The organism is Segatella copri (genome assembly GCF_019249655.2).
In the GTDB taxonomy this organism is placed as follows: domain Bacteria; phylum Bacteroidota; class Bacteroidia; order Bacteroidales; family Bacteroidaceae; genus Prevotella.
In genome coordinates this window covers 272,445-298,123 of sequence record NZ_CP137557.1, presented here as the reverse complement: position 1 = coordinate 298,123, position 25,679 = coordinate 272,445, and the positions used below count along the sequence as shown (strand labels likewise).

Genomic DNA, 25,679 nt, shown 5'->3' with positions numbered 1-25,679 from the left:
ATAGAAATATTATTCTATCACTTCCATTTCTTCCTCTTCTATTTGCTCCTTGATTTCCTTCTCCTTCTTTCCGAACTCCGGATCTATTTTCAGGAAGGCAGTAACCAGGAAGGTGATGGCGCAGCATGCCATCACGATGATGAAGAACAAGCGATAGCCTACCATATCTTTCAGATAGCCAGAAACCATACCTGGCAACATTAAACCCAGATAGGAGATGCCCGTGCAGATGGAATAATGCGAGGTCTTGAACTTGCCCTGACTGTAGAACAGCATGTAGAGCGTAAGAACCGTGAAGCCCAGACCATAACCAAACTGCTCTACGAAAAGACAGCTCGATACCACGATAATATCGCTGTTCAGCGAATAACTCAGATAGATGTAAACCACATCCGGCAGGGTGATGGCGCAAACCATCGGCCAGAGCCATTTCTTCATACCGTCGCGGCTCACCAGAATACCGCCGATGATACCACCCAGCAGCAAACCGATCAGTCCCACCGTACCATTAGCAAAACCATATTCCTGCGGAGACAATCCCAGTCCGCCCTGCGAATTAGGACGAAGGATGAAGGTCTTGGTCATCGTATTCAAGAGTGCTTCCGGGAAACGATAGAGCAGCAGGAAGAGCATCACGCAGATGGTTTCCCCCACCCTGAACTTCACGAAGAAGGTACGGAACATGTTCGTCAGTTCGTGCGCCACTTCACCCACCGTTCTATCCGTCTGCACATCCTCCTTAGGACGCGGCATAAACCGGCTGTGATAGAGCCACAGTCCGATGAAGATGCCCGCCAATCCGTAGAAGATAAGCGCCCACGAGAAGCGTATCTGGTTGCGGAACATCACCTGGAGCACACCTGCCAGCATCACCAGGAAACCATTCACGAAGATGATGGCGAGGCGATAGAACGTGTTTCGCAGTCCCACAAACTTGGTCTGTGTATGCTCATCCAGCTCAATCATATAAAAACCATCCGCCGAAATATCGTGGGTGGCACTGCAGAAGGCGATGAGGAAGAAGAAGCACATCGTTGCCTGGAACCAGAAGGCAGTAGGCAGCGAGAAGGCGATGCCGGCAAGGGCGGCTCCGATGAGCGCCTGCATGGTGAGCACCCACCAGCGCTTGGTCTTCAGCAGGTCGATGAACGGGCTCCACAGGGGCTTGATCACCCAAGGCAGTGCGAGCCATCCGGTATAGAGACCCACCTCGGCATCGGTGAGGCCCAACTGCATATACATCACCACAGAGAGGGCGGTCACAATGACGTTGGGCAGTCCTTCTGCAAAATAGAGGGTCGGAATCCAAGCCCATGGATTCCGACTATTTTTCTTTGTTACCATTTCATTTTTAATATTAGGTTCAGAACACCAGGTGTCAAAAGAAGCGTAGCCTCTTTTAACACCCAACATTCAACATTCAAATTATTGATAGTGTTTCTTTTTATTGATAGAGTTTCTTGATTTCTGCTCCCTGATAGTAGTGCAGCAGGATGGCATCATAGAGATAGCCCTCCTCGCCCATCACGGCAGCACCAATCTGGCAGAGTCCTACTCCGTGTCCCCATCCGGCGCCAATCAGTTCGAAGCGCTGCGGAACACCGTTTTCATCTGCATCATATTTATCTACCACGAAGGCAGAGCTCAAAAGATGAGAATCGCTCAGGGCACGGCGGATTTCCAGTTCCTTACCGATGGTGAAGGTCTTCTCGGTTCCGATAATCTGCAGCTTGCTGATGCGGCCGCTCGTTCCTCTCTCCACCGCCTTCATGTCGAGGATGGCACCGAAGTCCATCTTCAGCTTGTCGGCGATGAGCTGCTGCAACTTCTCCTGGGTCAGGGTCACCTTCCAGCGATAGAAATCCACGGTCTCCTGGTCGTAATCGTTCAGCACCTCCGAGAGGATTTTCTTATCCTGCGTGTTGCAGAAAGCAGGCGGATTGAAGCGGATCCACTTCTCTGCCTCATCCTCATTGGTAAGATTAGGAAGAGGGGCCTTCGTTCCTAAATTATTTTCTGTTCCCGATATTCCCAAGGCGATGTCTCTCACTGCCGTGAGATAGTTCTTCGGCGTATTCTCCCAGCAGTATTGGAATTCCTCAGTTACTCCGCCGCAGCATTTCGAGAATCTTGCATCGCAAATCTCGCCGCCATCCAGCAACACCTGGCCACGGGTCAGCCTGATAGCCTCGGCAACATGTGGCGAGGTTTCCTTCGTGATGCCCTGGTAGCGCTGGCAGTGGTCATCGGCGCACACGTCAAAGAGGGTGTGGTCCTCACGGTCGTACCAGCGAATCAGCATATCCTCCTTCTTGGTGAACGAGAAGAAATTGTTGCCGCTCTCAGCCACCTCTCTGCGCTTCTGCATCTGCGCCAGCAGCCACGAACGTGAAATCACGGCATGTGCCTTCAGCAGTTCTAGGCTCGATGTGGCACTCATCTCACTGCTGATTACACTCTCCAGATAGCGCTCCACCGGCAGTTCGTTGATGGCATAGATCTTATCCGATTCCACCACGAAGCGGAGGGCACCCAGGAAGGTCTGCGTCTCCTTGCGCTCCCAGTGGAAGTTCACGCCGATGGTCACGTCGCTGATAGAGAACGAGGCGTCGTCGCTCTGCGGATGGAAGGTGAGCTTACTGTAAAGATTACCGTTCCACATGATACCTCCCTCGAAGAACTCCACCTCCTGCTCGCCAATCACGATTTCGCCCTTAGCCAGATAAGGCTTGTTCAGCGAGAAATGCACCTTTTGGGCACTCACGATGCCCACGGTAACCTCTGGTTCCTCCTCATTATTATATAGGGCAGATGTAGCCAGAATGGAATCTTCAGCCTCCTTTGCCACCTTCAGCTTGCTCACGATGCTGTTCATCTTCTCCTGGCTCACACTGCATTCCTGCAGCAGTGCCTCGGCACGCTCATCGGTCAGTTTTCTGAAATCCTCCTCTCTTGGGGTGATGATGAGTCCCGACATATCCAGGGCACCCGGTGAAACCATCAGTTGGGCATCGCCATCGGCAAAGTAAGCCTCCGGACGGTGCTTCTCTCTCGGAATCACCACCGAGATGAATTCATCGCCCTTTCTCCAAGCCACGATGTTCATCATCGGTTCGGTCTCTCCGCCACGCAGCGGCATGGCTCTGTAAAGACGGTGGAAGAGCATCTCGTCGCTCTCCTCACTCTTCGAGATGATGACGAAGGCTGGAACCACGAAGTCGTGAACCACGGCTATCTTCTCTTCATCGTTCAGAGTGATGACGTCAGTAAGATTGCGCGAAAGACGCTGCCAGTTGGACTGCAACGGCAGGATGCCGCTCGTACCCGCCTGGAAATGAAGATGATCTGGGGCAGAGGCACCACACTTCGGACCGTTATAGAACACCATCAGTTCGCTGTGAAGCGAGAGGAAGCGATGCATCTCGCCATAGTTCTGATAGATGGCCTGATACTGATGCTTGCGGGCCGGAATGGTGAAATGCACCGGAAGGATTGGGAACGGATTCACCAGCAGATGGAAGTTTTCATCTATCTGCTGCGACATCTGCTCCTTTGGTCGGTTGCGGTCGCAGAGGAAGCAAGGGCGCTCGCCCAGGGTCTTCCTGTCTATCTTGGCTCCCGTGCTCACGATGCGGGCAGGGTTCCACTGCAGCTTGACCAGTTCCGAGAGCTGGCGGGTTTCCACATGCTTCAGGTCGCGGAAGCGATGGCGGGCATCAGCCCATTTCTCTAACTGTCGGTTGAAGAAGCGAGAGATGCTACTGTCTTCCATGATATCCGCCTTGCCCTGCATCATCTGCTTGCGGGCCATCAGCTCCATGGTGCGCAGACGGTCTTTATAGAGATTGTTGGCATTCACCCTGTCGATGCTCAGGGCGGCATCCGAATTGCCTCCCCAGCGACGGCAGAGATAAAGCTCGTCGTAGATTCTGCCGATGCGATAGCGGCGAGAGAAAGCCAGTCCCAGGGCATAATCCTCACCATAGCTGGTGTTAGGGAACTGCATCTGTCGTACCAACGGGGTAAAGAAGGCACGTGGCGCTCCCAAGCCGTTGATACGCAAGGCGTTGTTGCAACCGTTATCCTCGGTCCATTCCTTGTGGTCGATGAGTCCCGGAGGCAGGGTATTCAGGTCGAAATCGCACATGCGGTAGGCGCCAATCATCATCGCCGCCTTCTGCTCGTAGAAGGCATCCACTATCTTCTGAAGGGTTTCAGAAGATGAATACAGGTCGTCGCTATCCAGCTGCACGGCGAATTTTCCGCAATAGTCGCTGTTGATGGCTACATTCCAGCAGCCGCCGATACCCAAGTCCTTTCTATCAGGAACTATCTGAATCAAACGGTCATCTGCTATTTCATCAAGAATCTCTCCGGTTTTATCTGTAGAATGATTGTTCACCACAATCACGTTAAACTTGAAATCCGTTTTCTGCGCCAGGGCACTCTTCACGGCATCGGCGATGGTCTTCTCTCGGTTAAACACCGGAATCACCACCGAAGCCTCGTATTCAAACTCCTGTTCGTCGAAATCAGGCAGACGGTAGTAGCTGGTATCCACCAGGGCACCCACCTTGTTAAGATGCTGGGTACAAGCCTTTTCCATCTCTATCTGCACCTCACGGTTTCTAGGGTTCACATAGTCAAACTGCTTTTCGCCGCTCTTTCTGTTATCCAGTTCGTTCTCGGTATAGAGGAACTCATTCAGATGGAAGATTTCTCCCACCCTACTCAGATAGAGACGCAGGTCGTAGAGGCCGGCAAACTGATATTCCTGTCTATCCTGCTGGGCGATATAGTTGCGCAGCGCCTGCGCCTTGACGAGCCAGAGACTTCCGAAATCGAAGTCATCCCGCAAACTACCCTGCTGATAATCAATCACAGGATGCTTTTCCAGTTTACCAGATGCTTTTTCCGAATCAGATGCATCTGCTTCAGAAGATGCATTTTCTGAAGATGCATCATCCTTCACCAGCGAATAGTGGTCGGAGTAAACCATCACCGCCGCGGTATCATCCGCCGTGCGCAGGAAACGCTCCAAGGCATAGAGGCCCCATCTGATAGGGGTGGTCTTGGTGCAGATCATCACGAAGTCGGCATCGGCATTTTCGGCGATGCTCTCCACGGTGTTGCTACTCTCCAGTCGGTCGATAACCACGAAGGTACAGCCGTCTGGCACCTGATGGTGGGCAGCGAAATCGGCGCTCACCATCAGGTTGATATGCTGAACTGTCTTGTTGTCATGAAGTTCTCCGAGTGCTTCTTGGGCCACCTCCAGGTCTTCACATGGCAAGAAAAGGTCTATTTTTTCTCTCATTTCTTTGTTCCTTATTTTCTGTTTTTCACCCCGTTTTGAGGCTTGAAACTATGTTTTTTATCTTTATTTCAACTTATTATCTTAAAATATGTGGCAAAGATAACACTTTTTCGGCAAAAAACACTATCTTTGCAGTATGAATAATGAAAAAAAATATCTTTTGGGCCTTACACTTGCCGAATTGAAGCAGGTGGCTAAGGATCTCGGCATGCCTGCCTTCACAGGCGGACAGATGGCGAAGTGGCTCTATGAGCAGCATGTGAAGAGCATTGATGAGATGACCAATATCTCGAAGGCCAACCGTGCCAAACTCGCTGCCGAATACGAAATAGGATGCGCAGAATATTCTGACGCACAACATTCCGTGGATGGTACCATCAAGTATCTCTTCCCTACCCGAAGCGGAAAGTTCGTGGAAACGGTGTATATTCCTGATAAGGACCGCGCCACGCTCTGCGTCTCTTCGCAGGTGGGCTGCAAGATGAACTGCCTCTTCTGCCAGACCGGAAAGCAGGGATTCGAGGGGAGTTTGCCTGCCGGCGACATCCTGAACCAGATTTACTCGCTGCCTGAGGTGGATAAGCTCACCAACATCGTGTTCATGGGACAGGGCGAGCCGATGGATAATCTCGACAATGTGCTTCGTGCCACCGAGATTCTCACCGCCGATTACGGTTGGGCGTGGAGTCCAAAGCGCATCACGGTAAGTTCTGTGGGCGTGAAGAACAAGCTGAAGCGATTCCTGGAAGAGAGCGAGTGCCATGTAGCGATTTCGATGCACGACCCTATTCCATCGGAGCGTGCCGAACTGATGCCTGCCGAAAGGGGCATGAGTATCGAGCAGGTGGTGGAGTTGCTGAAGAACTACGATTTCTCCCATCAGCGCCGCCTGAGTTTCGAGTACATCGTGTTCAAGGGCGTGAACGACAGCATGCAGCATGCCAAGGCCATCATCAAACTGGTGAAGGGTCTGGATTGCCGTTTCAATCTCATCCGTTTCCATCAGATTCCCGACATCCCGTTGCAGGGTGTGAACGACGAAAAGATGGAGCAGTTCCGTGATTACCTCACCCAGCATGGTGTTTTCACCACCATCCGTGCCAGCCGCGGCCAGGACATCTATGCCGCCTGCGGCTTGCTCAGCACCTCGAAGAAGATTGGAGAAATCCGACAGCACGAGGATGAGGAGCAGAAGCATAAATAAAAGGAGGGGGAGTATGGACATGTTTACATTTACAATGGTTACGAGTTGCATCATCTCATTATGCATATTGGGATGGTTATACACAAAACCTGGTCAAAAATGGCTTGATGGATTTAAATAAGATCATGAATTTGTTTACATTTACAATGACGATAAGTCTCATCATAGCTCTCAGCTTTCTGGCTTGGCTTTATACAAAACCAGGAAAGAAATGGTTAGAGAATCTTTAAAGACTCTTCTTGCTGGCTGCCTCCTGTTACTCTTCCTGGCAAGCTGCAGCACAGGAGGGCGAAATGGGAAACTGCCCAAAAGCACGGGAATGCCTTACGAGGTGGTGCTTGAGGGAGATACCGACAGCATCGTAACCAAGATGCTGACGGAGGATGTGACAGGACTGCCCCAACCCGAACCACTCTGCCGACTGATTCAGGTAAAGAAGGGCAAGACCCGGGGAAACTATCTGCTCGTAAGAACCCGAATCGTCGTGAATATCGGAGAACGGGATTTCGGAGAACAGAATATCGGAGAGCGGGATTTCTCCGTCACACTTCACCACGACGAGAATGCAGCGCCACAGAATATCATTCGCATAACCGCCCAATCGGCACAGCAGTTGCGGGAAAGGCTCAATGGCGAGAAACTCCGCCACATCGTGGATGAAGTGGAACTGAAACATCTGGCAGATATCATCTCCGGCAACCCCAGCAAACAAAACAGGGAGATGCAGGACGAAATCAAAAAGATGTTCGGCATCGACATGAAGATTCCTGCAGCGATGAACGCCAGCAAAAAGGCGAAAGACTTCATCTGGATCTCGAACAACGCCAGTTCGGGCATGCAGAACCTGCTCATAATGAAAGTGAAGAGTGAAGAACGAAGAATGAAGAATTCAAATGCTTTTCATGTAAATGACAAGGCTTTGATTGATAGCATTCTCCGAACCAATATGCCGGGTGAAACCGACAGCATGTATATGGTGATTCCTCATCTCTCAGAAAGAGGACTCTGGGAGATGAAAGGAGATGCCATGGGAGGGCCTTACGTAATGCATCGCATTCATAGGCAAACAAGCCAGGCAGCAAAGCAAGGCTATAACCTCTACATCATCGCCTTTGTCTATGCACCCGAAATGAAAAAGAAAATATTAATCAAGCAGCTCGAAGCTGCGATTTCTACTATAAAATAAAATTTCATGGACAACAAAAGAATCAAAGTGGCTATCACCCACGGCGATACCAACGGTATCGGATATGAACTCATTTTTAAGGCATTCAACGAACCGGAGATGCTGGAGTATTGCACCCCTATCATCTACGGCTCGCCAAAAGTGGCAGCCTACTATCGCAAGGCGATGAACCTGCCAGCCCAGTTCTCCATCATCCAGAAAGCTGAAGATGCTGAGGATGGAAGAATCAACCTCCTCGCTGCCATAGAAGAGGAAGTGAAAGTGGATATGGGTATGCCTACTCCGGAATCAGGAGCAGCAGCAGTCAAGGCTCTCGACCGTGCCATGACCGACTATCGCGACGGTCTCTACGATGTGCTCGTCACTGCCCCGGTAAGCAGTCAGAACATCAAGATTGAAGGCTACACCTTCGTGGATCACAAAGACTACATCGAAACCTGTCTGGGCGACGGCAGCCATGCCCTGAGCCTGCTCGTAGGCGACGACCTGCGCATTGCCTCCGTCACCGGCAAGACACCACTCACCCAGGTGGCCAAGTCAATCACCCAGGAAAGCATCGTGGAGAAAACCACCCTGCTCTGGCACACCCTGAAGCGCGACTTCCTCCTCACCAACCCACGCATCGCTGTGCTCGCCCTCAACCCAAGCATCAACGAGGAACAGAGCTGCGGCACCGAGGAGCGCAACATCATCATCCCAGCCATCGATGCACTCGCCGAGAAGGGCATCCAGGCATTCGGTCCTTACCCAGCCGACGATTTCTTCGGCAACGGATACTACAACGAGTTCGATGGCGTCATGGCGATGTACCACGACCAGGCAGCCGTGCCATTCCACTCCCTCTTCAACGAGGATGGCGTGCTCTATACCGCCGGCCTCCCTATCATCCATACAGCAGCCAACACCACCCCATGCTACTATATGGCAGGCTACAACGAGGCAGATGCCATCTCGTTCCGCCACGCCATCTTCCTGGCACTCGATGCCTTCCGCCATCGTGAAACCAGCGAAGAGGCCTACCAGAACCCACTGCCAAAGCTCTACCACGAGAAGCGTGATGAGAGCGAGAAGGTTCGCTTCTCCATCCCAAAGAAGCACGTTCCTTCCCCATTCCCTCCAAAGGGCGGAAACAAGCAGAACGGCACCAAGGGAAACAACGAGCAGAATGCCCCTAAGGGAAACAACGGCAACAACAATGGTGGCAACAATGGTAAAGCCAACAACAATGCCAACAACAATGCCCCTCAGCCTGCCCAGCAGACTGATAAAAAGTTGACACAGCAGCCTAATCCTGCCGAAAAACAGGCGCAGCCGGCTCCTCAGAAGCCAGCAGAACAGCCTGCTCCACAACCAGCAGAATAGGCTCGAAATACGTAGAGAATAGGCGAAATATCACATTTTCGCCTATTTTCTACCTTATTATACCCACTTTTTGGGCAAAAAAGGCAGTTAATTCAAAAAAAATGTGTAATTTTGGCAGCTAAATGGATAATTCTGAACTACAGAAAATAAAACAACGCTACAATATCGTCGGAAATAGCGACGGATTGAACCGTGCTCTCGATGTCGCCCTGCAGGTGGCACCGACCGACCTTTCCGTGCTTATCATCGGAGAGAGCGGTGTGGGTAAGGAAATCATCCCACGAGTCATTCACGATAACTCGCCGAGAAGACGCGAAAGATATTTCGCCATCAACTGCGGCAGTATCCCAGAGGGTACCATCGACAGCGAACTCTTCGGTCATGAGAAAGGTTCCTTCACCGGAGCCATCGGCGAAAGCGAAGGATATTTCGGCATCGCCAACAAGGGTACCATCTTCCTCGACGAGGTGGGTGAACTGCCGATACAGACGCAGGCCCGGCTGCTTCGTGTGCTCGAAACGGGTGAATACATCCGTGTGGGCGGCACCGAAATCAGAAAGACTGATGTGAGAATTGTGGCAGCCACCAATGTAAACATGCGCAAGGCTGTGAGCGAGGGAAAATTCCGCGAAGACCTCTACTATCGCTTGAATACCATCCCTATCCAGATGCCTCCGCTGCGTGAACGCGGCAACGACATCCTCCTGCTCTTCCGCCTCTTCGCAATGCAGATGGCTGAGAAATATCGATTGCCTAAGATTTCACTCACCGAGGATGCCAAGGCGCTCATGCTGAAATATAAGTGGCCAGGCAACGTGCGACAGCTCAAGAACATCACCGAACAGATGTCGGTGCTGAGCCGGGAAAGGGAAATCAATCTCGAAACCCTCTCGCAGTTCATCCCAAGAGATGAGGAAACTACCCAGCTCGCCACCATTCCGCAAGCCGGAAACGACCAGCATAGCTACGAAAGCGAGCGGGAGATGCTCTACAAGATTCTCTACGAACTCAGGGGCAACGTGAGCGACCTGCGAAGAGAGATGAAATCGCTGCGCGACCAGCTAGATGAAGCTCGGGGACTCAGCGGAGCCAATGGCTTCAGCCATCCGAAAAACATCTCAGGCATGCCTCCAGCCACGGTTTCAGGCGTACCATCGGTTTCAGGAATGCCAGCATCGGTTTCGGGAATCACATCCCCATCGGTTTCGGGAATGTCTGAACCCCACTACCCTTCCGAATTCGGCAATCTGCAGGAAGGCAGAATCTATGCCGAACCAAGACGGGATGCCGAGGATATCGAGGCAGAGGAAATCAAGGACATGGAGAATGAGAATGAGAGCGAGAACGAATCGCTCAACCTCAGTGAACTGAGCCGACAGATGATAGAGCGTGCCCTGGAACGCAACAACGGCAACCGCAAGAAGGCTGCCGAAGAACTGGGCATCTCCGACAGAACGCTCTACAGAAGAATTAAAAAATACAATTTATGAAGCATCTACGCGCGTACATATATATAATAGGCATCGTCCTGGTGATGGGTGTCACAGCAGCCTGCTCCGTGAGCTACAAGTTCAACGGTGCCAGCATCGACTACACCAAGACCAAGACCATCCAGTTGGCCGACTTCCCTATCCGCAGCTCCTATGTATGGGGTCCGATGGGTCCGATGTTCAACAACGAACTGAAGGATAAGTTTGCCAGCAACACCCAGCTCCGCCAGGTGAGCCGCAATGGCGACCTGAAGATAGAGGGCGAGATTACCCAATACTCACAGCGCAACAAGTCGGTGAGTGCCGAGGGATATTCAGCCCAGACCGAGCTGAGCATCACGGTGAACGTACGCTTCACCAACACCAAGAACCACAACGAGGATTTCGAGCGCCAGTTCACCTCTGCCAAGACCTACGATACCACCCAGAGCCTCGCCTCTGTGCAGGAAGAGTTGGTAACGCAGATGGTAAAAGACCTGGTTGACCAGATCTTCAACGCCACAGTGGCAAACTGGTAGTAGAATTTAGAGTTAATAGTTTAAAGTTAATAATATCGTGGAACTAAACAGATTGATACAACATCCTGAGGAAATGAACCGGGAGACGCTCTATGATTTGCGCGCCCTCCTGGCCCTCTATCCGTACTATCAGACGGCTCGCCTTCTGATGTTGCAGAACCTGTACCTGCTCCACGACCCGAGCTTCGACGAGGAACTGCGGCGTGCCGCCATCTACATCTCCGACCGCAAGGTCATCTTCCAGATGGTAGAGGCAGCCCACTATCAGCTCAAGAGCCAGAACTCAAACCGCCACGAAGCTGTGGAAGGCAAGCCGAAGAGCGACCGCACCAGCAGTCTCATCGACCACTTCCTCCACTCCATCCCAACCGAAGCAGAGGAAAGGGAGAAAGAACCGGAAGAGAAGCGCAAGCCAACGCCAGCCGATGCCGCCGTTGACTACGTGGCCTATCTGATGGAGACGGAGACGGAAACCGAGCACGAGCAGCCATCAAGAACCATCGCCCTCATCGACGACTTCATAGAAGAAGGCGGATTCAAACTCCACAAGGATAAGGAGGAGTATCAGGAGAGCGAGGTAATGGAGAAGAAGGAAGAGAAGGAAGAGAAGAAGGAAACTGCAGAAGCAGATTCTTCCGAAGCCCAAGCTGCCTCAGAAAACGGTGGTATCTTTACGGAGACCCTTGCCCGAATCTACATCAAGCAGGGCAAGTACGAGCGAGCCTATCAGATTATCGACCGCCTGTACAAGCAGCATCCACAGAAGAGTGCGTTCTATATAGATCAGCTCCGCTTCCTCGAAAAACTGATGCTTAACGAGAAGAAAAGAAAATAAATAATAATAATAAAACTAGTTTTAAAAAAATGATTTACACATTATTTGTAGTATTGATCGTCCTGGTATCCATCTTGATGGTACTCATCGTTCTGATCCAGGAGTCAAAGGGAGGTGGATTGGCATCTAACTTCTCTTCAACCAACTCTATCATGGGTGTTCGCAAGACCACCGATGTAGTAGAAAAGATTACATGGACCCTTGCCGGTCTGATGGTAGTAATCAGCGTAGCTTGCGCTTACGTAGCTCCACAGGCTGTGGGCGAGAGCAGCGTAATGGAGGGTGCTACCCAGGAGCAGACCGCTCTTCCTGCTATGCCAGGTGCCAGCAAGGATGCAGCAGCCGGTGCTCAGAAGGCAGCTCCAGCAGCAGCCGGTGCAGAGAAAGCAGCACCTGCAGCAGAAAAGGCAGCTCCTGTAGTGCCAAACAGCCCTGCAAAATAAAAAAAAATGTAAAAAAGTACGGAAATATTTGGTGGAACCAAATTTTTTCCGTACCTTTGCACTCGCTTAAAAAATGGTGGACGTAGTTCAGTTGGTTAGAGCGTCAGATTGTGGTTCTGAATGTCGTGGGTTCGAGTCCCACCTTCCACCCACATTTCTTTAAGCAAACATAAAAATCAAATGGTGGACGTAGTTCAGTTGGTTAGAGCGTCAGATTGTGGTTCTGAATGTCGTGGGTTCGAGTCCCACCTTCCACCCTGAACATTTAAAAAGAGGAAAACAACATTGCTTTCCTCTTTTTTTGCGTTTATTCCCGCAGGCATCAAAAAAAACAAACACATTTAAACACCTGATTTACAATATACTATTAAAAGTTCACAAGGTTGTGGTCCACAAACTTGTGGTCCACAAACTTGTGAACTTTGTTTTTTATCCGAATATTGCAGATACGGAATATAACACCTAATAGAGCATACCAAACATCCATAACGGGATGATGTTTCCATACCCCGTCTCTATATCGTCCTTTACTACATATCCATTTTCTATGTTCTGCAGCTGATTTTGCTTTTTCTTCTTTCCACCAACCTCGAATGTATATTTCCCATCTATCAGGAAATCAGATATAGGTGATACTGTTACAGGTATGAGTGAGCGTGTCTGATTGAAAAAGAAAGTTTCTCTCACAGTTCCTATCTCAACACTCTTTCCTGCAAGAGTATAGATGAGCGTTGGATTATCCAGATAGATCTTATCTACCTTTCCTAGTCCTTGAATACCACCAGTTGAAGTACGAAGCTGCCCTATAAGTCCAGCTTTCTCCAAATAGGTGCAAAGGTCGGCTATATTGTTTCTAGAAACTTCCAGCTGTCCTCCAATCTGGCTCATGTTAGGCTTGAATGGTGCACTTTGAGCGATGATGGCAAGTAGCCTTTTGAGTTTTCTTGCAGTTGAAACCGTAAGGTCTGCATATTGCGGAATATCGGTTTCTATCGTTGCATTGACCACTTGCTGAATATACATCCTGATGTCGCCATCAGAAAAAGGATAATACCCTCGTTGCAGATAGTCTGCGAAATGTTCTAATGGCAAGAAGCCATTCGGTATATTGACATTCTGTTGCAGAAGCTGTTCTAAAGTACATACAGGAAAGTGGATTCCATGAAAGAGTTCCAGATATTCCCGGTATGATAGACCTTGCATCTCGTACATAAGCGCACGACGACTCAAGTCAAATGCCCCCTTTGCTATATCGAGAACAGATGATCCGGTAAACATTACATGGAGTTCGGAATGGTAGTCGTATATTAATTTCAACTCTCTTGCCCAATCCTTGTATTTATGGATTTCATCAATGAAAAGATACTTTCCGCCCATCTTTGCAAATGAATCTGCCAGTTCGGTGAGCCTATGATTGGCAAAATAAAAATCTTCTGCCTGTACATAGAGTGAGTCTTTTCTTGGTAGTTGTTCTTTGATGTGTTGAAGCACCAAAGTTGTTTTACCTACACCTCTTGGTCCCATTAGACCTATCATACGAGCATCCCAATTGATGCGATTATACATATAGCGATGAAACGTGGTACTCGTTTCTCTCAGCAATTTGTCAAATGTTGTTTGTAACTGTTCCATTTTTTTGCCCGATTATGTTGTTCTTTGCTGCAAATATACGAATAAATAGCGAAAGTGCACTGAATTCAGTGCACTTTTTAACAAAAATTGCACTCTACTCAGTGCACTTTGTACCGATTGTGCAGATTGCCGCGAGCATGGGTTGGCAATACAGCCATCAAAAACAAGATAATCAAGTTAATAGATTTCATATTATTATCAGTTAGTTATTATTCATCACATTCTCTCATCTACCTACCGTTTTGCCCCATCAGGCAGCCAATATACTGACAGATTTTGCAAAGATACAGTTTTCATGTTAGAATATAGCATAATAGCCTGCATTTTAAGCTTTATTATCTTTTCAAAAAGACCCCAGTTTCGCACAGATAATTTGCGCTAACATACTTTTTTCATACCATTAGCGCAGATTATCCGCGAATAATTTGCGCTAATGGGTATTTTTTTATATCTTTGCGCAGAAAATAAACTGCACTCGGCAATTTGGAAGCAAGCTTTCATTGCGCTCGCTTGCATTATTCATTGCAAATAGGAAATAACGAAAGATATATGGAACAGAGACTGATAGGAAGAGAAGCAGAACTCAAACTGCTCAATGAATATATAAACTCCGATAAATCAGAGTTTATCGCCGTCTATGGAAGACGACGTGTAGGCAAGACTTTTCTCATCAGAAAAGCCGTAGAGGATCATTTTGCCTTCTTCATGACAGGAATGAACGGAGTTGCCAAAGGCGAACAGCTTGTCAACTTCAGCATTGCCCTGCAAAAATATACCCACTCCACCTCTCTGCAGACGTTCAAGAGCTGGCTGCTGGCATTCTATGCCTTGTCACAATACATAGAAACACTTCCGGAAGGCAAGAAAGTAATATTCATCGATGAATTGCCATGGATGGATACCGCCAAATCGGGATTCATACCAGCACTGGAAAACTTCTGGAACAGTTGGGCTGTACTGCGCAACGACATCAAACTCATCGTTTGCGGATCAGCCACATCCTGGATGATCAACAACCTGATTCGCAACCGTGGTGGCTTGCACAACCGACTGACCCATCATCTGATCGTAAAACCATTCACTCTGCACGAATGCGAAGAATACTTCAAGGCTTACCACTTCGGCTACAGCCGAAAACAGATAGCAGAATGCTATATGATTATGGGAGGAATACCTTATTATCTGTCTATGATGGATAAATCGAAAAGTCTGGCACAGAACATCGACCAGCTGTTTTTCGCAGACAATGCAGAACTGAAAGATGAATTCAACGACTTATACAGAGCTTTGTTTAAGAAATCAGCCGACCATATCGCCGTGGTTACTGCCCTTGCTACCAAAGGAATGGGTATGACCCGACAGGAACTGGTCAAAGCATCGGGAGGAAAAGATAACGGAGCCTTCTCTACAGTACTGGAAGAATTGGAACAATGCGGATTCATCCGTCTGTATGAACCATTCAGCACTACCAACAAGATGACTTCCGACATTCGCCAAAAGCGAAACACCTTATTTCAGTTAGTAGATTTCTATACGCTCTTCTACTTCCGGTTCATCAGACATAACAAGTATCAGGATTCCAGTTTCTGGTCATCCTCCCAGAACAGTCAGCTATACCATACTTGGGCAGGACTGTCGTTTGAGATGCTTTGTCTAAACCATATAGACAAAATCAAGCATGCCCTGGGAATTTCGGGAGTACAGACCTTGGTTTGCTCATGGCGAAGCAGCAACACAGAAAAGGGAGCTCAAATAGACTTGCTGATAGACCGGAAAGATGAAACCATCAACATCTGTGAGATGAAATTCTACAAGAGCGAATTCGAAATCAGCAAGGAATATGAGGAGAAGTTGCTAGAGAAACTGCGTATCTTCACAGAAGAGACGAAGACTTCCAAATCGCTTCTCCTCACATTGATTACTTCTTTCGGATTGAAGCAGAACAAACATAGCGACATCGTACAGAAACAGATTACGATGAACGAATTGTTTGTTTAAAACTCAAGTTTCGCATGTAAGCTCCAAACACCCTGCGAAGGTTCAGTATCTGATTTACAATATACTATTAAAAGTTCACAAGGTTGTGGTTCACAAGTTTGTGAACTTTGTTTTTTATATCATACATCTAACAAAAGCGGTGTACTTATTCATTTCAAAAGCCATTTCTCCTATTACTTTTACATCCTTAAGCTCTTGGATGTTATTAAAATCCACAACAGAGTCTTTTCCTTCTCATTTCACAAGGCGAGTTCCATATTGTGAATCTTCTACCGTAAAATGGCTCTTTCCTTTTGCCAATGAAAGTGTTGGTAACCAACAAAGGCATAGCAGAAATAGTACAGCAACAGAAATCTTACTTTTTATCATAATCTTCTATTTTTAGTGTTCTTTATATTCAAAGACGAAAGAATGATAAAAGGGTAAACTACTTTTTCCAATTTTATTCTATTGCTATTTCAAGATAATTTTTTAATGTGTTGAATACTCTGAGGCGTTTGGCATAATCCTGCAAACGAGTGAGATTGCGGTTTGGCTTTTTCAGATAGGAGCGTATCACTTCAGCACAAATATCTAACCCCAATTTATTCCTGTATTTTACTGCATCGCAAACACTTCGCTCCATATCGGTAATACGAACATGATACCCTGAAATTTCTGCATCCATAATGCCGAACTCCAAGTTCTCCTTCTTCCAATAATACAGCTCTATCGGAAGCGTATCTGGTATCACCACCTTCCGCTTGTTGGCGATGGCTATACAAAAAGCAGGTGGAACAGTTGTCGAAAGCTGATGGTAAGCCCACGCATTGTACAGGCATACAATACCATTAGGTACAATCCGTTCCACATCAATCATTGTATTAAGCAAAGCATCGGGAACGGCATATATGCCATGACGCAACTTTATCAAGTCGCCACGCTCCTTAGCTCTCAACAGTCGTTTATACTCTGACAGATGAGATATATCAGCAGTGGAGATAGTGCCACCAAGTGCTGCTACTTTGCAAACTATATTGTTCATTTCACCTCTTATTAAATGTCATTACAGCTGCAAAAATACAATAAATTTCGAGAATACGGTAAGATTCTACGGATAATTTCATAAAATACCGCACATTTTTGCATATTTTCAGAGTCCTAATTATATTTGAGATGATAATAAACTCTAAAAAACATGCAACAATGCAGTATTCTAAATTTAAAATTGTATTTTTGCCACCAAGATGACAAAGAGTTGTTTGACAATCAAACGTATGCAAATTGTAGAAATTAGAACCGTTGCTAAATCATTACCTCCATTGAGGTGAAAAACTCATAAATCGCTCATTCTAAGCTATTCGGCAGATTTTAGCGTAATTTTCTCTAAAAAAAATACCGAACTATATCCTTTTTTACCCCATTTAATATTTATTAACTATCAAAAATATCCAAGTTTACTAAAAAAGCCATAAATTTGCAAACGGAAATAATAAATGACCTAAGTGTGTAACATAAACAAGACATCATTAATAACGTTTTTAAATAACTATGGCGTAGTTTATAAAACTGCAAAGTAGATAATAGCTAACTATTCATTAGAATGAAAATATTCATCCTATATAATTAAAAATAACATTTAAAACCAAACAATTATGAACAAAAGAAGTCAGTTTGGCATGACCCTATTACTATCTACGATTTTAGTAGGTGCCGCCAATGCGAGTACTGTTCCTAGCTCAAGCACATTCGGAGCAACTATGGTTGCACAGCAGGGTGCTGTTTGCAAAGGTGTGGTAAAGGATGCTACCGGTGAACCTATTATTGGTGCGTCAGTATCAGTGAAAGGCACGAAGAATGCTACAGTTACCGATTTGGACGGAGTGTTCACACTCCAGGGTGTAACTAAGGGTACTACCATCGTTGTTTCTTACATCGGTTTCGTAAATAGCGAAGTAAAGTGGAACGGAACAAGTCTCAATGTAACTCTCGCTGAAGACACACAAGGCTTGGAGGAAGTCGTTGTCGTAGGTTACGGTACACAGAAGAAGGTAAACCTCTCTGGTGCTGTTGCCAACGTAGATGGTAAGGTTTTGGAAAACCGCCCTATTACCAACATCGGACAGGGTCTCCAGGGTGTTGTTCCCAACCTCAACGTATCCATGAACAGTGGTGGTGCTCCTGGTGCCAGCTCTAGCTACAATATCCGTGGTAACACGTCGTTGAACGGCGGTAGCCCATTGGTATTGGTTGACAACGTGCAGATGGATGCCAACCTCGTGAATCCAGACGACGTGGAGTCTATCTCTGTATTGAAGGACGCCTCTTCTGCAGCCATCTACGGTGCGCGTGCAGCATACGGTGTAATCCTCATTACTACCAAGAAAGGTCGCAAGAGCGACAAGCCTAACATCTCATTCAACGCCACAGGTTACTGGCAGAGCCCTGCCAAGTCATACCACAACGTTAACTCTATGCAGTACCTCAAGATGATGGACGAGGCTAACAAGAATGACGGTGGTTCAGGCCGATACTTCAAGGATCAGGTTTATAAATATACAGAGGAATACTTCAACGGAACCCGTAAGGATCCTGTATTCTTCGACGAGGCATACGATAAGGCAAAGTATGGCTACTGCGGCAATACCGACTGGTGGAATGAGCTTTACAAGACTTCATTCTCTCAGATCTACAATGCCAACATCAGCGGTGGTAACGACCGTACTACCTACTATGCATCCATCGCCATGAACGACCAGAAGGGTATCCTTACCGCTGGTGACGATAAATATAAGAAGTACAACGCTAACGTAAACATCTCTTCTAACATTACCAAGTGGCTGAATGTAAGCGCTAAGATTACTCATACCTATACATCAGAGCGCCACCCTACTGGTGGTACCACAGCGATGAACCCTACAGCTTACTCTGGTCTGAGCGCATACTCAGGTATGATGAAGAACGACTTGAGCCCACTGATGCCAGTGAAGCATCCTGATGGCCACTATGCTGGCCAGGGTAGCTACACCAACCCTATCGCCATCATGGAGCAGGGTGGTAACGCCAAGTATCGCCAGAACGACTTGTGGATGACTGGTGCCGTACGCATCACTCCTATCAAGGGTCTCGTCATCAACGCCGACTATACATGGAACTTCTACGGCAGAAACTCTAACGAGCACGTACGCAACTTCTACGACTATACAGCCGTTCCTGGTACAGAGAACTACTATCCTTGGACCAACCCAAGCAGTATCACCGTATCTAACTACGATGACTACTATCAGGCATTCAATGCATTTGCAGAGTACTCACTCTCATTGGCAGAAAAGCATAACTTCAAGGTACTCGTGGGTTACAACCAGGAGAAGAAGCACAACAAGTATCACTGGGTGGGCCGCAAGAACCTCATCGACAACGATACTCCACAGATCAACCTCGCTTACGGTGATATCTCTACCAGCGGTAGCGAAAGCATGTGGTCAACCAACGGTCTCTTCTTCCGCTTGAACTACGACTACATGGGCAAGTACCTCTTCGAGTTCAACGGCCGTGAGGATGGTTCTTCTAAGTTTGCCAAGGGCAACCGCTATGCGTTCTTCCCTTCAGGCTCTGTAGCTTGGCGTGTATCAGAGGAGAAGTTCTTCGAGCCATTGCGCAGCTGGTGGGACAACCTGAAGATTCGTGCATCTTACGGTTCTCTGGGTAACCAGAACGTATCTGGCAACTTCCCTTACCTGGCTACCTACGGCTTGAGCACAAAGGCTGGCGTATTGCTCGGCGGCACACGTCCTGTAGCAGTTTATGCTCCTGGCCTGGTAAGTAGCTCATTTACATGGGAGACCGTGAACCAGTTCGACCTCGGTATCGATGGTACATGGCTCAACAACCGACTGAGTGCATCTTTCGACTGGTATCGCCGTGACACCAAGGATATGCTGACAAAGGGTGCTACCCTGCCTTCTGTGCTCGGTACAGGCGTTCCAAGAAGCAACGCAGCCAACATGAAGACCACTGGTTGGGAAATCTCTGTAGAGTGGAGCGACCGATTGAAGTGCGGTTTGGGCTACCACATCAAGGGTGTATTGTCTGACTACCAGTCTGAAATCACCAAGTATTCTAACGACGCACGCCTCATCGGCGACCACTACGTGGGCGAGAAGCTGGGCGAAATCTGGGGTTTTGTATCTAACGGACTCTTCCAGAGCGACGAGGAAGCAGCCAGCTGGGATCAGAAGGCTATCGACGGCGGCCACTGGAGTGCAGGTGACGTGAAGTTTGAAGACCTCGATGGTGACAAGAAGGTAACCTGGGGTGAAGGTACAGTAGATAAGCCAGGCGACCGCAAGATTCTCGGTAACTCAACTCCTCGCTATGCATACGGTATCACAGCAGGTGCCGACTACAAGGGCTTCGACTTCGAGATGTTTTGGCAGGGTATCGGCAAGCGCGACTACTTCGGTGGTTGGGGTGGTCCATCATTCTGGGGCTTCACTAATGAGTGGTGTACTCCACAGACCACATCTCTCGACTACTGGACAGAGGACAACCGTGGTGCTTACTTCCCAAAACTCCATCACTACAGTGTAAATGGTGCTAACCACAACACCTCTTCTCGCTACATGCTCAATGCAGCATACCTGCGTTTGAAGAATGTGACATTAGGTTACTCTATCCCTTCACACTTGCTGAAGCAGGTGGGCATTGCTCGCCTCAGAGTATTTGTACAGGGTGAAAACCTCCTTACATTCACTCCTATGAAGGTGAAGTTCGCTGACCCAGAGACACTTGGTAACATGACTTACCCTATCAACAAGAAGATCTCTGTAGGTATGAACTTATCATTCTAATATTAGAGAATCGTAAAGTGTGTATTATTAATACTTAAATAGACAGACAATGAAAATTAAAAATATATTCATTTTGAGTATGATGGCTGGTATGACACTTGCATCTTGCAACTATACCGACTTGAGCCCAATGGACTCATTTACAGATAAGTCATACTGGAAGAGTGCCAACGACCTCAAGATGTACGCCAATGGTATCTACAGCAACATGCTGGCAGGTCCTTCATCTACTCTTGATGGCGAGAGTGATAACTTTGTAACCAATAGCCCTAGTGGTTATCTGTTCAACAATTACACCGTTCCTACATCAGACGGTGGCTGGGGCTGGGGCAACGTGCGCAGCTGCAACTACTTCATGAAGCGCTATCATACAGCTTCTGGCTCTGAGGCCGACATCAACAAGTATGTGGCAGAAATCCGTTTCTTCAGAGCACAGGATTACTATAGCAAGATCCGTAATTTCGGTGATGTGCCTTGGTATGAGAGTGACCTCCAGACGGGCGATGACGAAGAGCTCTTCAAGGGCCGTGACCCACGCAACTTCGTATTGAATAAGATCATCGAAGACTTGGAGTTTGCCATTAAGTGGCTCCCAGAGAAGACAATGGCCGAGAAGGGCCGTCTGCACAAGGATGCAGCCCGCACCCAGCTGGCTCGTGTATGCCTCTACTACGGTACTTATATGAAGTATCACAAGGAGACTGGTTCTGAGGGTTTGACAGCTGAAGGCCTCATTACAAAGGCTAAGGAGCTGACCGATGAAATCATCAACAGCGGCAAATATGCCATCGTAAAGGGTACTGACGCCGGTGCCGGCACCAAGTCTTACGAGGGTTATCCACTCAGCTATGCCAACCAGTTTGTTCAGGAAGACCTTGCTGACAACAAGGAGGCTATCATGGTCCGCTTCTACGAGACAGGTATCCTTACCCACGAGACTGGCCGTCAGGCTGGTGGCAACGGTATGGGCTTGAGCAAGGACTTCATCGAGTCGTTCCTGATGAAGGATGGTACACCTATCTACAACCAGGGTTCAGGCTACCAGGGTGACGAAGAGTTGGAGACAGAGATTGCCAACCGTGACCCACGTCTCTATCAGCTCATCGACAACAACCACAAGCCATTCTGGCTCCGCAACAACAAGCAGGTGCAGAACAAGATGCCAGACTGCTCAGTATCTGGTGGTGTAACAGGTTATCCATGTACCAAGTTCCACTCTGCTGACGAGACTCAGTGGCAGGCTCGCAACACCTCTTACGACTGGTTCATCTACCGTTATGCAGAGGTATTGCTCATCAACGCCGAGGCTAATGCCGAGTTGGGTACATGCACCCAGGCTGTTCTTGACAAGACCATCAACCAGCTTCGCGACCGTGTAGGCATGGCTCACCTTACAGTGAACCCTGTTGCTGACCAGAAGCCTATCAACTATGGTTATGAGCTTTCTAACCTGCTCTACGAGATTCGTCGTGAGCGTCGTATCGAGTTGGTTGGCGAAGGCTTCCGTATGGACGACTTGAAGCGCTGGAATGCAATGAAGTTGTTGGAGAATCCTCTTACTACTCTGGGTATCCGTGTTACCGACAAGGTGAAGCAGCAGTACAACGAGATCTACGCCTTCGATAGCAGCAACACTAGAGTATATAACGGCAAGACATACCTCCGCATCTACGCTGAGAGTTATGACAATGCTGCTGGCCGCAAGTGGACTGCTAACGACCGCCGCTGGTTGTATCCATTGCCAATCGATCAGTTGGCACTGAATAAGAACTTGAAGCAGAACCCAGGTTGGGATGAAAAGTAAGAAACTGACTATGTAGATTAGTTTTGTAAGATAAAGTTTAATTACCTGTTGAAGGTTCTCCAAAGTTGGGTGTTCCAGCCGACTGGACTACTCCACACAAGTATGCCGTAAAGGCTGCCAATGGAGAGACCAAGGTATGGACCATAACATGTAAATTAACAAAATAATTTAAGTCACGCAAGGGGAGACACCATAAGCGGATGGTGTCTCCCTTTTTTTCAAGGGGCTTCAACTTACTATCAGTATGAATAAAAACAATTTATTAAAGCTGGCACTTACTCTTATAATGCCACTATCTATGTGTATGGGGAGTTGGGCACAAGCTGTCATCTTTCCCCAGAAAAAGCAACCGGGTGTAGCTAAAATCACCCAGAAGTCAAACAGCTATCAGCTGGCCAACAAGGTATTGAAAGCCTCTTTCATAAATACCGGGGGCAAGCTCTACTTCAACGGCTGTTCTGAACTGGGACTGCAGCCTGACACAGAATTATTTAAGGTTCTATTGGGCGACGGCAGCACCGTGGCCGCATCTAAGATGAAGCTGGAAGATGTAAAGATAGTTACCCTCGGCGAGGATCCATCTGCAGCAACAGCTTCTCTCCGTTATGCAGGCAAGGCTCTAGAAGCCCGTTTTACCTACGGCGACCTCTCTATCACCTGGCGTGCCGTATTGAGGGACGGCTCTCACTACCTGCGCACAGAAATGGATATCAAGGCTGCCCGAGACCTGTCTATGAAAGGTATCGTGGCCATGAACTACCTGGTAGCCAAGAACAGTGCCTACACCGCTCCAGAAGTGGTGGGTAATACCCGTGGTGCCATCCTGGCAAGCAATCATATCTTTGCCGGTTTGGAAACTCCAATGGGTCTGAATTCCTGCAAGGACGAAGGCAATGCTACTCACATAGAAGGCTTATGGAGAAGAAATACCACTTTAAAGGCTGGAAAAACCTGGAACATCAGTTCCGTAGTGGGCTTGGTTGCGCCTAACCAGTTGCGCCGCTCTTTCCTGGCTTACAGCGAGCGTGAAAGAGCTGTGGCTTGGAGACCTTACCCTGTATATATTTCATGGTATGAGTTGAACATCGACCGCAACAATGCACCAGCTCCTTCTTACAAAGGAAACATGACCGTAGAACAATGTGCCGACGTGGTAAGTCACTGGAAGACACATTTCTATGATAAATATCAGATGGCTCCAAAGGCCTTCGTATGGGATGACGGTTGGGACCAGTATGGCACCTGGACCTTCAATCCTAACTTCCCTAACGGATTCGATGAGCCAGCCAACGAGGCCAAGCAGATGGGTACTGGTATCGGTGCCTGGCTGGGTCCTGTGGGCGGCTATGGTCAGTCTGGCGAATATCGCCGTGCTTACTGGCGTTCTAAGGGTGGCATGCAGCTGAGCAATGAAGATTACTACAACTTCTTCATCCGTTGCTGCACCAACATGATTGACCGTTACGACTTCCGCTTCTTCAAGTTTGATGGTATCAGTGCACAGGCTTCTGCCATTGGCCCTGACGAAGGAACCAGAGGCGAGGAGAATGCCGAGGCCATCATCAGCATCGAGCGTGCCGTACGCCAGAAGCGTCCAGACATCTTCCTCAACACCACTGTAGGAACCTGGGCTTCTCCATTCTGGTTCCACTTCACAGATGCAGTATGGCGCCAGGAGGGTGATTACGGCGAGGCAGGTGACCAGGGCACCGATCGTGAGCGCTGGATTACCTATCGCGACCGCTTGGTTTATCAGAACTTCATTCAGAGATCACCGGTATGCCCTATCAACACATTGATGACTCACGGATTCATCCTGAGCCGTTGGGGAGCCGTTTCCAAGAACATGGATTACGACGGAATCGTTCGTGAGATGCGCTGCGCCTTTGCCTGTGGTTCGGGCATGGTTGAGCTGTATAACGACTACAAGCTGATGGACGAAATCAAGGACAACCAGGGCAACGCAGGAGCGTTGTGGAAAGACTTGGCAGAGTGCATCAAGTGGCAGCAGGAGCAGGCCGACGTATTGCCAGATGCCCACTGGGTTGGCGGCAATCCTTGGGATGGCAAGAAGGCAAATGTATATGGCTGGGCTGCATGGAACGGCAAGAAGAGTGTGCTTACCTTGCGTAATCCTTCTGCCAGTGCACAGAGATTCACCACGACCCTGAGAGAGGCGTTGGAGATACCTTCTTATGTTCGTGGAAAGATTACTTTGACCCATGCCTTCAGCCAGGCTGAATTGCAGGGTATGCCAATCAACAAGCCTATCGACATTGATACTCCTCTGACATTGAATCTGCCAGGTTCATCAGTGTTTATCTATAATGGACGTTGATGGTTAATGATATATTGATTAGTTAGTAAGTAAGTAAGATAAAGTTTAAAAAATAGCGAAAATAAATTTGCTTCTTTTGTAAACGCAAGGTTTATAAACGCGATGCTAGTAAACACAATTTTTCTGCCCTTCTGCTGTGAAGCAGAGGGGCAGATTTTTTTGTACAAAGAAGTCAATCAGAATATCAATCCAGCAACAGACCTTTTTTAATCAGCTGCTGATGCAGTTTCTTCATCAATTCCTCATGATCGTAAACCTCTGCCAGTTTCTCTGCCTCTTCAAGAATATATGAATCAAGAATATCCTTGAAGGTGGCAGTAAAAGGAGAACCATCCGGTCCATAGTTCTCAATATCCTGCTCACGCTGTACATCCAACAGCTTGATAACCTGCCGGAATCGCTCTCTTTGCGTAGGAAACTGCTCGAGATAGGCACGACCTATCTTATTCATGTTACCGCTCAACATTTCATGACCATTCTTAAGGTTGCTAAGACAATATTTTGTAATACCATAGTCACGCTTCAAAGTAGCGCCAGTGAGACGCTTTTTACCTTTCACTTTCTCATCAAAAAAATCATTGAAAAAATTACCCACTTTAACCATCGGTCCATTTCCTTCGTTTTGATTTGTTGCCATAATTTAAAATATTTAATTTTGTTTATATAAAAAAATCTTTTTATTCAAGTTTAGTAAGTAAATTCCACACGCCCAGAAAGGGCAGA

Annotated in this window: 15 protein-coding genes, 2 tRNA genes and 2 pseudogenes; 14 read left to right on the top strand and 5 right to left on the bottom strand. The window is 47.9% G+C overall.

The window, feature by feature from the left end; all coding sequences use genetic code 11:
• Positions 1 to 9 precede the first annotated feature (9 nt).
• Both KUA49_RS01155 and KUA49_RS01150 read right to left on the bottom strand, forming a co-directional pair.
• Positions 10 to 1,344 carry an MFS transporter gene (locus KUA49_RS01155; protein ID WP_218412126.1) on the bottom strand — a complete coding sequence of 445 codons (1,335 nt, stop codon included), beginning with the start codon at positions 1,342 to 1,344 and terminating at the stop codon, positions 10 to 12.
• A gap of 100 nt (positions 1,345 to 1,444) precedes the next feature.
• The gene (locus tag KUA49_RS01150) at positions 1,445 to 5,317 is read right to left on the bottom strand and encodes a DUF4922 domain-containing protein (RefSeq protein ID WP_218412125.1); all 3,873 of its coding nucleotides are present in this window, start codon (positions 5,315 to 5,317) and stop codon (positions 1,445 to 1,447) included.
• A 136-nt stretch (positions 5,318 to 5,453) separates the two neighbouring features.
• On the opposite strand from KUA49_RS01150, the gene rlmN reads away from it, so the two are divergent.
• The 9 genes and pseudogenes from rlmN (at position 5,454) to KUA49_RS01105 (ending at position 12,613) form a co-directional block, all read left to right on the top strand.
• Entirely contained in the window at positions 5,454 to 6,521 is a 1,068-nt protein-coding gene (gene rlmN / locus KUA49_RS01145; RefSeq protein WP_218412124.1) for a 23S rRNA (adenine(2503)-C(2))-methyltransferase RlmN, read from the top strand.
• Positions 6,522 to 6,732: 211 nt separating this feature from the next.
• Positions 6,733 to 7,707, top strand: coding sequence for a DUF4837 family protein (locus tag KUA49_RS01140; protein WP_218412123.1), 975 nt, complete (start codon positions 6,733 to 6,735; stop codon positions 7,705 to 7,707).
• A 6-nt stretch (positions 7,708 to 7,713) separates the two neighbouring features.
• A pseudogene (locus KUA49_RS01135) lies at positions 7,714 to 8,802 on the top strand (PdxA family protein); the annotation flags it as partial.
• A 389-nt stretch (positions 8,803 to 9,191) separates the two neighbouring features.
• The gene (locus KUA49_RS01130; protein WP_218412121.1) at positions 9,192 to 10,559 is read left to right on the top strand and encodes a sigma-54 interaction domain-containing protein; all 1,368 of its coding nucleotides are present in this window, start codon (positions 9,192 to 9,194) and stop codon (positions 10,557 to 10,559) included.
• Positions 10,556 to 11,077 carry an LptE family protein gene (lptE, locus tag KUA49_RS01125; protein ID WP_203040819.1) on the top strand — a complete coding sequence of 174 codons (522 nt, stop codon included), beginning with the start codon at positions 10,556 to 10,558 and terminating at the stop codon, positions 11,075 to 11,077. The genes KUA49_RS01130 and lptE overlap by 4 nt, the downstream gene beginning before the upstream one ends.
• Positions 11,078 to 11,114: 37 nt before the next feature.
• On the top strand, positions 11,115 to 11,912 hold the full coding sequence (locus tag KUA49_RS01120; protein ID WP_218412120.1) for a tetratricopeptide repeat protein: 798 nt from the start codon (positions 11,115 to 11,117) through the stop codon (positions 11,910 to 11,912).
• 29 nt (positions 11,913 to 11,941) lie between these two features.
• Positions 11,942 to 12,355, top strand: coding sequence for a preprotein translocase subunit SecG (gene secG / locus KUA49_RS01115; protein ID WP_218412119.1), 414 nt, complete (start codon positions 11,942 to 11,944; stop codon positions 12,353 to 12,355).
• A 75-nt stretch (positions 12,356 to 12,430) separates the two neighbouring features.
• Positions 12,431 to 12,506, top strand: a tRNA-His gene (locus tag KUA49_RS01110).
• Between the two features lie 31 nt (positions 12,507 to 12,537).
• Positions 12,538 to 12,613: transfer RNA gene (locus tag KUA49_RS01105), tRNA-His, on the top strand.
• A gap of 204 nt (positions 12,614 to 12,817) precedes the next feature.
• Here the strand turns inward: KUA49_RS01105 and KUA49_RS01100 are convergent.
• Positions 12,818 to 13,987, bottom strand: a complete 1,170-nt coding sequence (locus KUA49_RS01100; RefSeq protein WP_218412118.1) for an ATP-binding protein — start codon at positions 13,985 to 13,987, stop codon at positions 12,818 to 12,820.
• 549 nt (positions 13,988 to 14,536) lie between these two features.
• Between KUA49_RS01100 and KUA49_RS01095 the strand changes: the two genes are divergently transcribed.
• Positions 14,537 to 15,985 carry an AAA family ATPase gene (locus KUA49_RS01095; protein WP_218412117.1) on the top strand — a complete coding sequence of 483 codons (1,449 nt, stop codon included), beginning with the start codon at positions 14,537 to 14,539 and terminating at the stop codon, positions 15,983 to 15,985.
• A gap of 442 nt (positions 15,986 to 16,427) precedes the next feature.
• On the opposite strand, the gene KUA49_RS01090 is transcribed toward KUA49_RS01095, so the two are convergent.
• Complete coding sequence (locus KUA49_RS01090) at positions 16,428 to 17,009, bottom strand: type IV toxin-antitoxin system AbiEi family antitoxin domain-containing protein (RefSeq protein WP_218412116.1); 582 nt, start codon at positions 17,007 to 17,009, stop codon at positions 16,428 to 16,430.
• A 610-nt stretch (positions 17,010 to 17,619) separates the two neighbouring features.
• Between KUA49_RS01090 and KUA49_RS01085 the strand changes: the two genes are divergently transcribed.
• The 4 genes and pseudogenes from KUA49_RS01085 to KUA49_RS01075 all read left to right on the top strand — a co-directional run bounded on the left by KUA49_RS01085 (position 17,620) and on the right by KUA49_RS01075 (position 24,956).
• Positions 17,620 to 20,814 carry a SusC/RagA family TonB-linked outer membrane protein gene (locus KUA49_RS01085; RefSeq protein WP_218412115.1) on the top strand — a complete coding sequence of 1,065 codons (3,195 nt, stop codon included), beginning with the start codon at positions 17,620 to 17,622 and terminating at the stop codon, positions 20,812 to 20,814.
• Positions 20,815 to 20,863: 49 nt separating this feature from the next.
• Entirely contained in the window at positions 20,864 to 22,618 is a 1,755-nt protein-coding gene (locus KUA49_RS01080; protein ID WP_218412114.1) for a RagB/SusD family nutrient uptake outer membrane protein, read from the top strand.
• A gap of 56 nt (positions 22,619 to 22,674) precedes the next feature.
• A pseudogene (locus KUA49_RS17595) lies at positions 22,675 to 22,785 on the top strand (DUF5018-related domain-containing protein); the annotation flags it as partial.
• Positions 22,786 to 22,862: 77 nt separating this feature from the next.
• On the top strand, positions 22,863 to 24,956 hold the full coding sequence (locus KUA49_RS01075) for a hypothetical protein (protein ID WP_218412113.1): 2,094 nt from the start codon (positions 22,863 to 22,865) through the stop codon (positions 24,954 to 24,956).
• A 184-nt stretch (positions 24,957 to 25,140) separates the two neighbouring features.
• Here the strand turns inward: KUA49_RS01075 and KUA49_RS01070 are convergent, their stop codons facing one another.
• Complete coding sequence (locus KUA49_RS01070; protein WP_218412112.1) at positions 25,141 to 25,593, bottom strand: hypothetical protein; 453 nt, start codon at positions 25,591 to 25,593, stop codon at positions 25,141 to 25,143.
• Between the last annotated feature and the right edge of the window lie 86 nt (positions 25,594 to 25,679).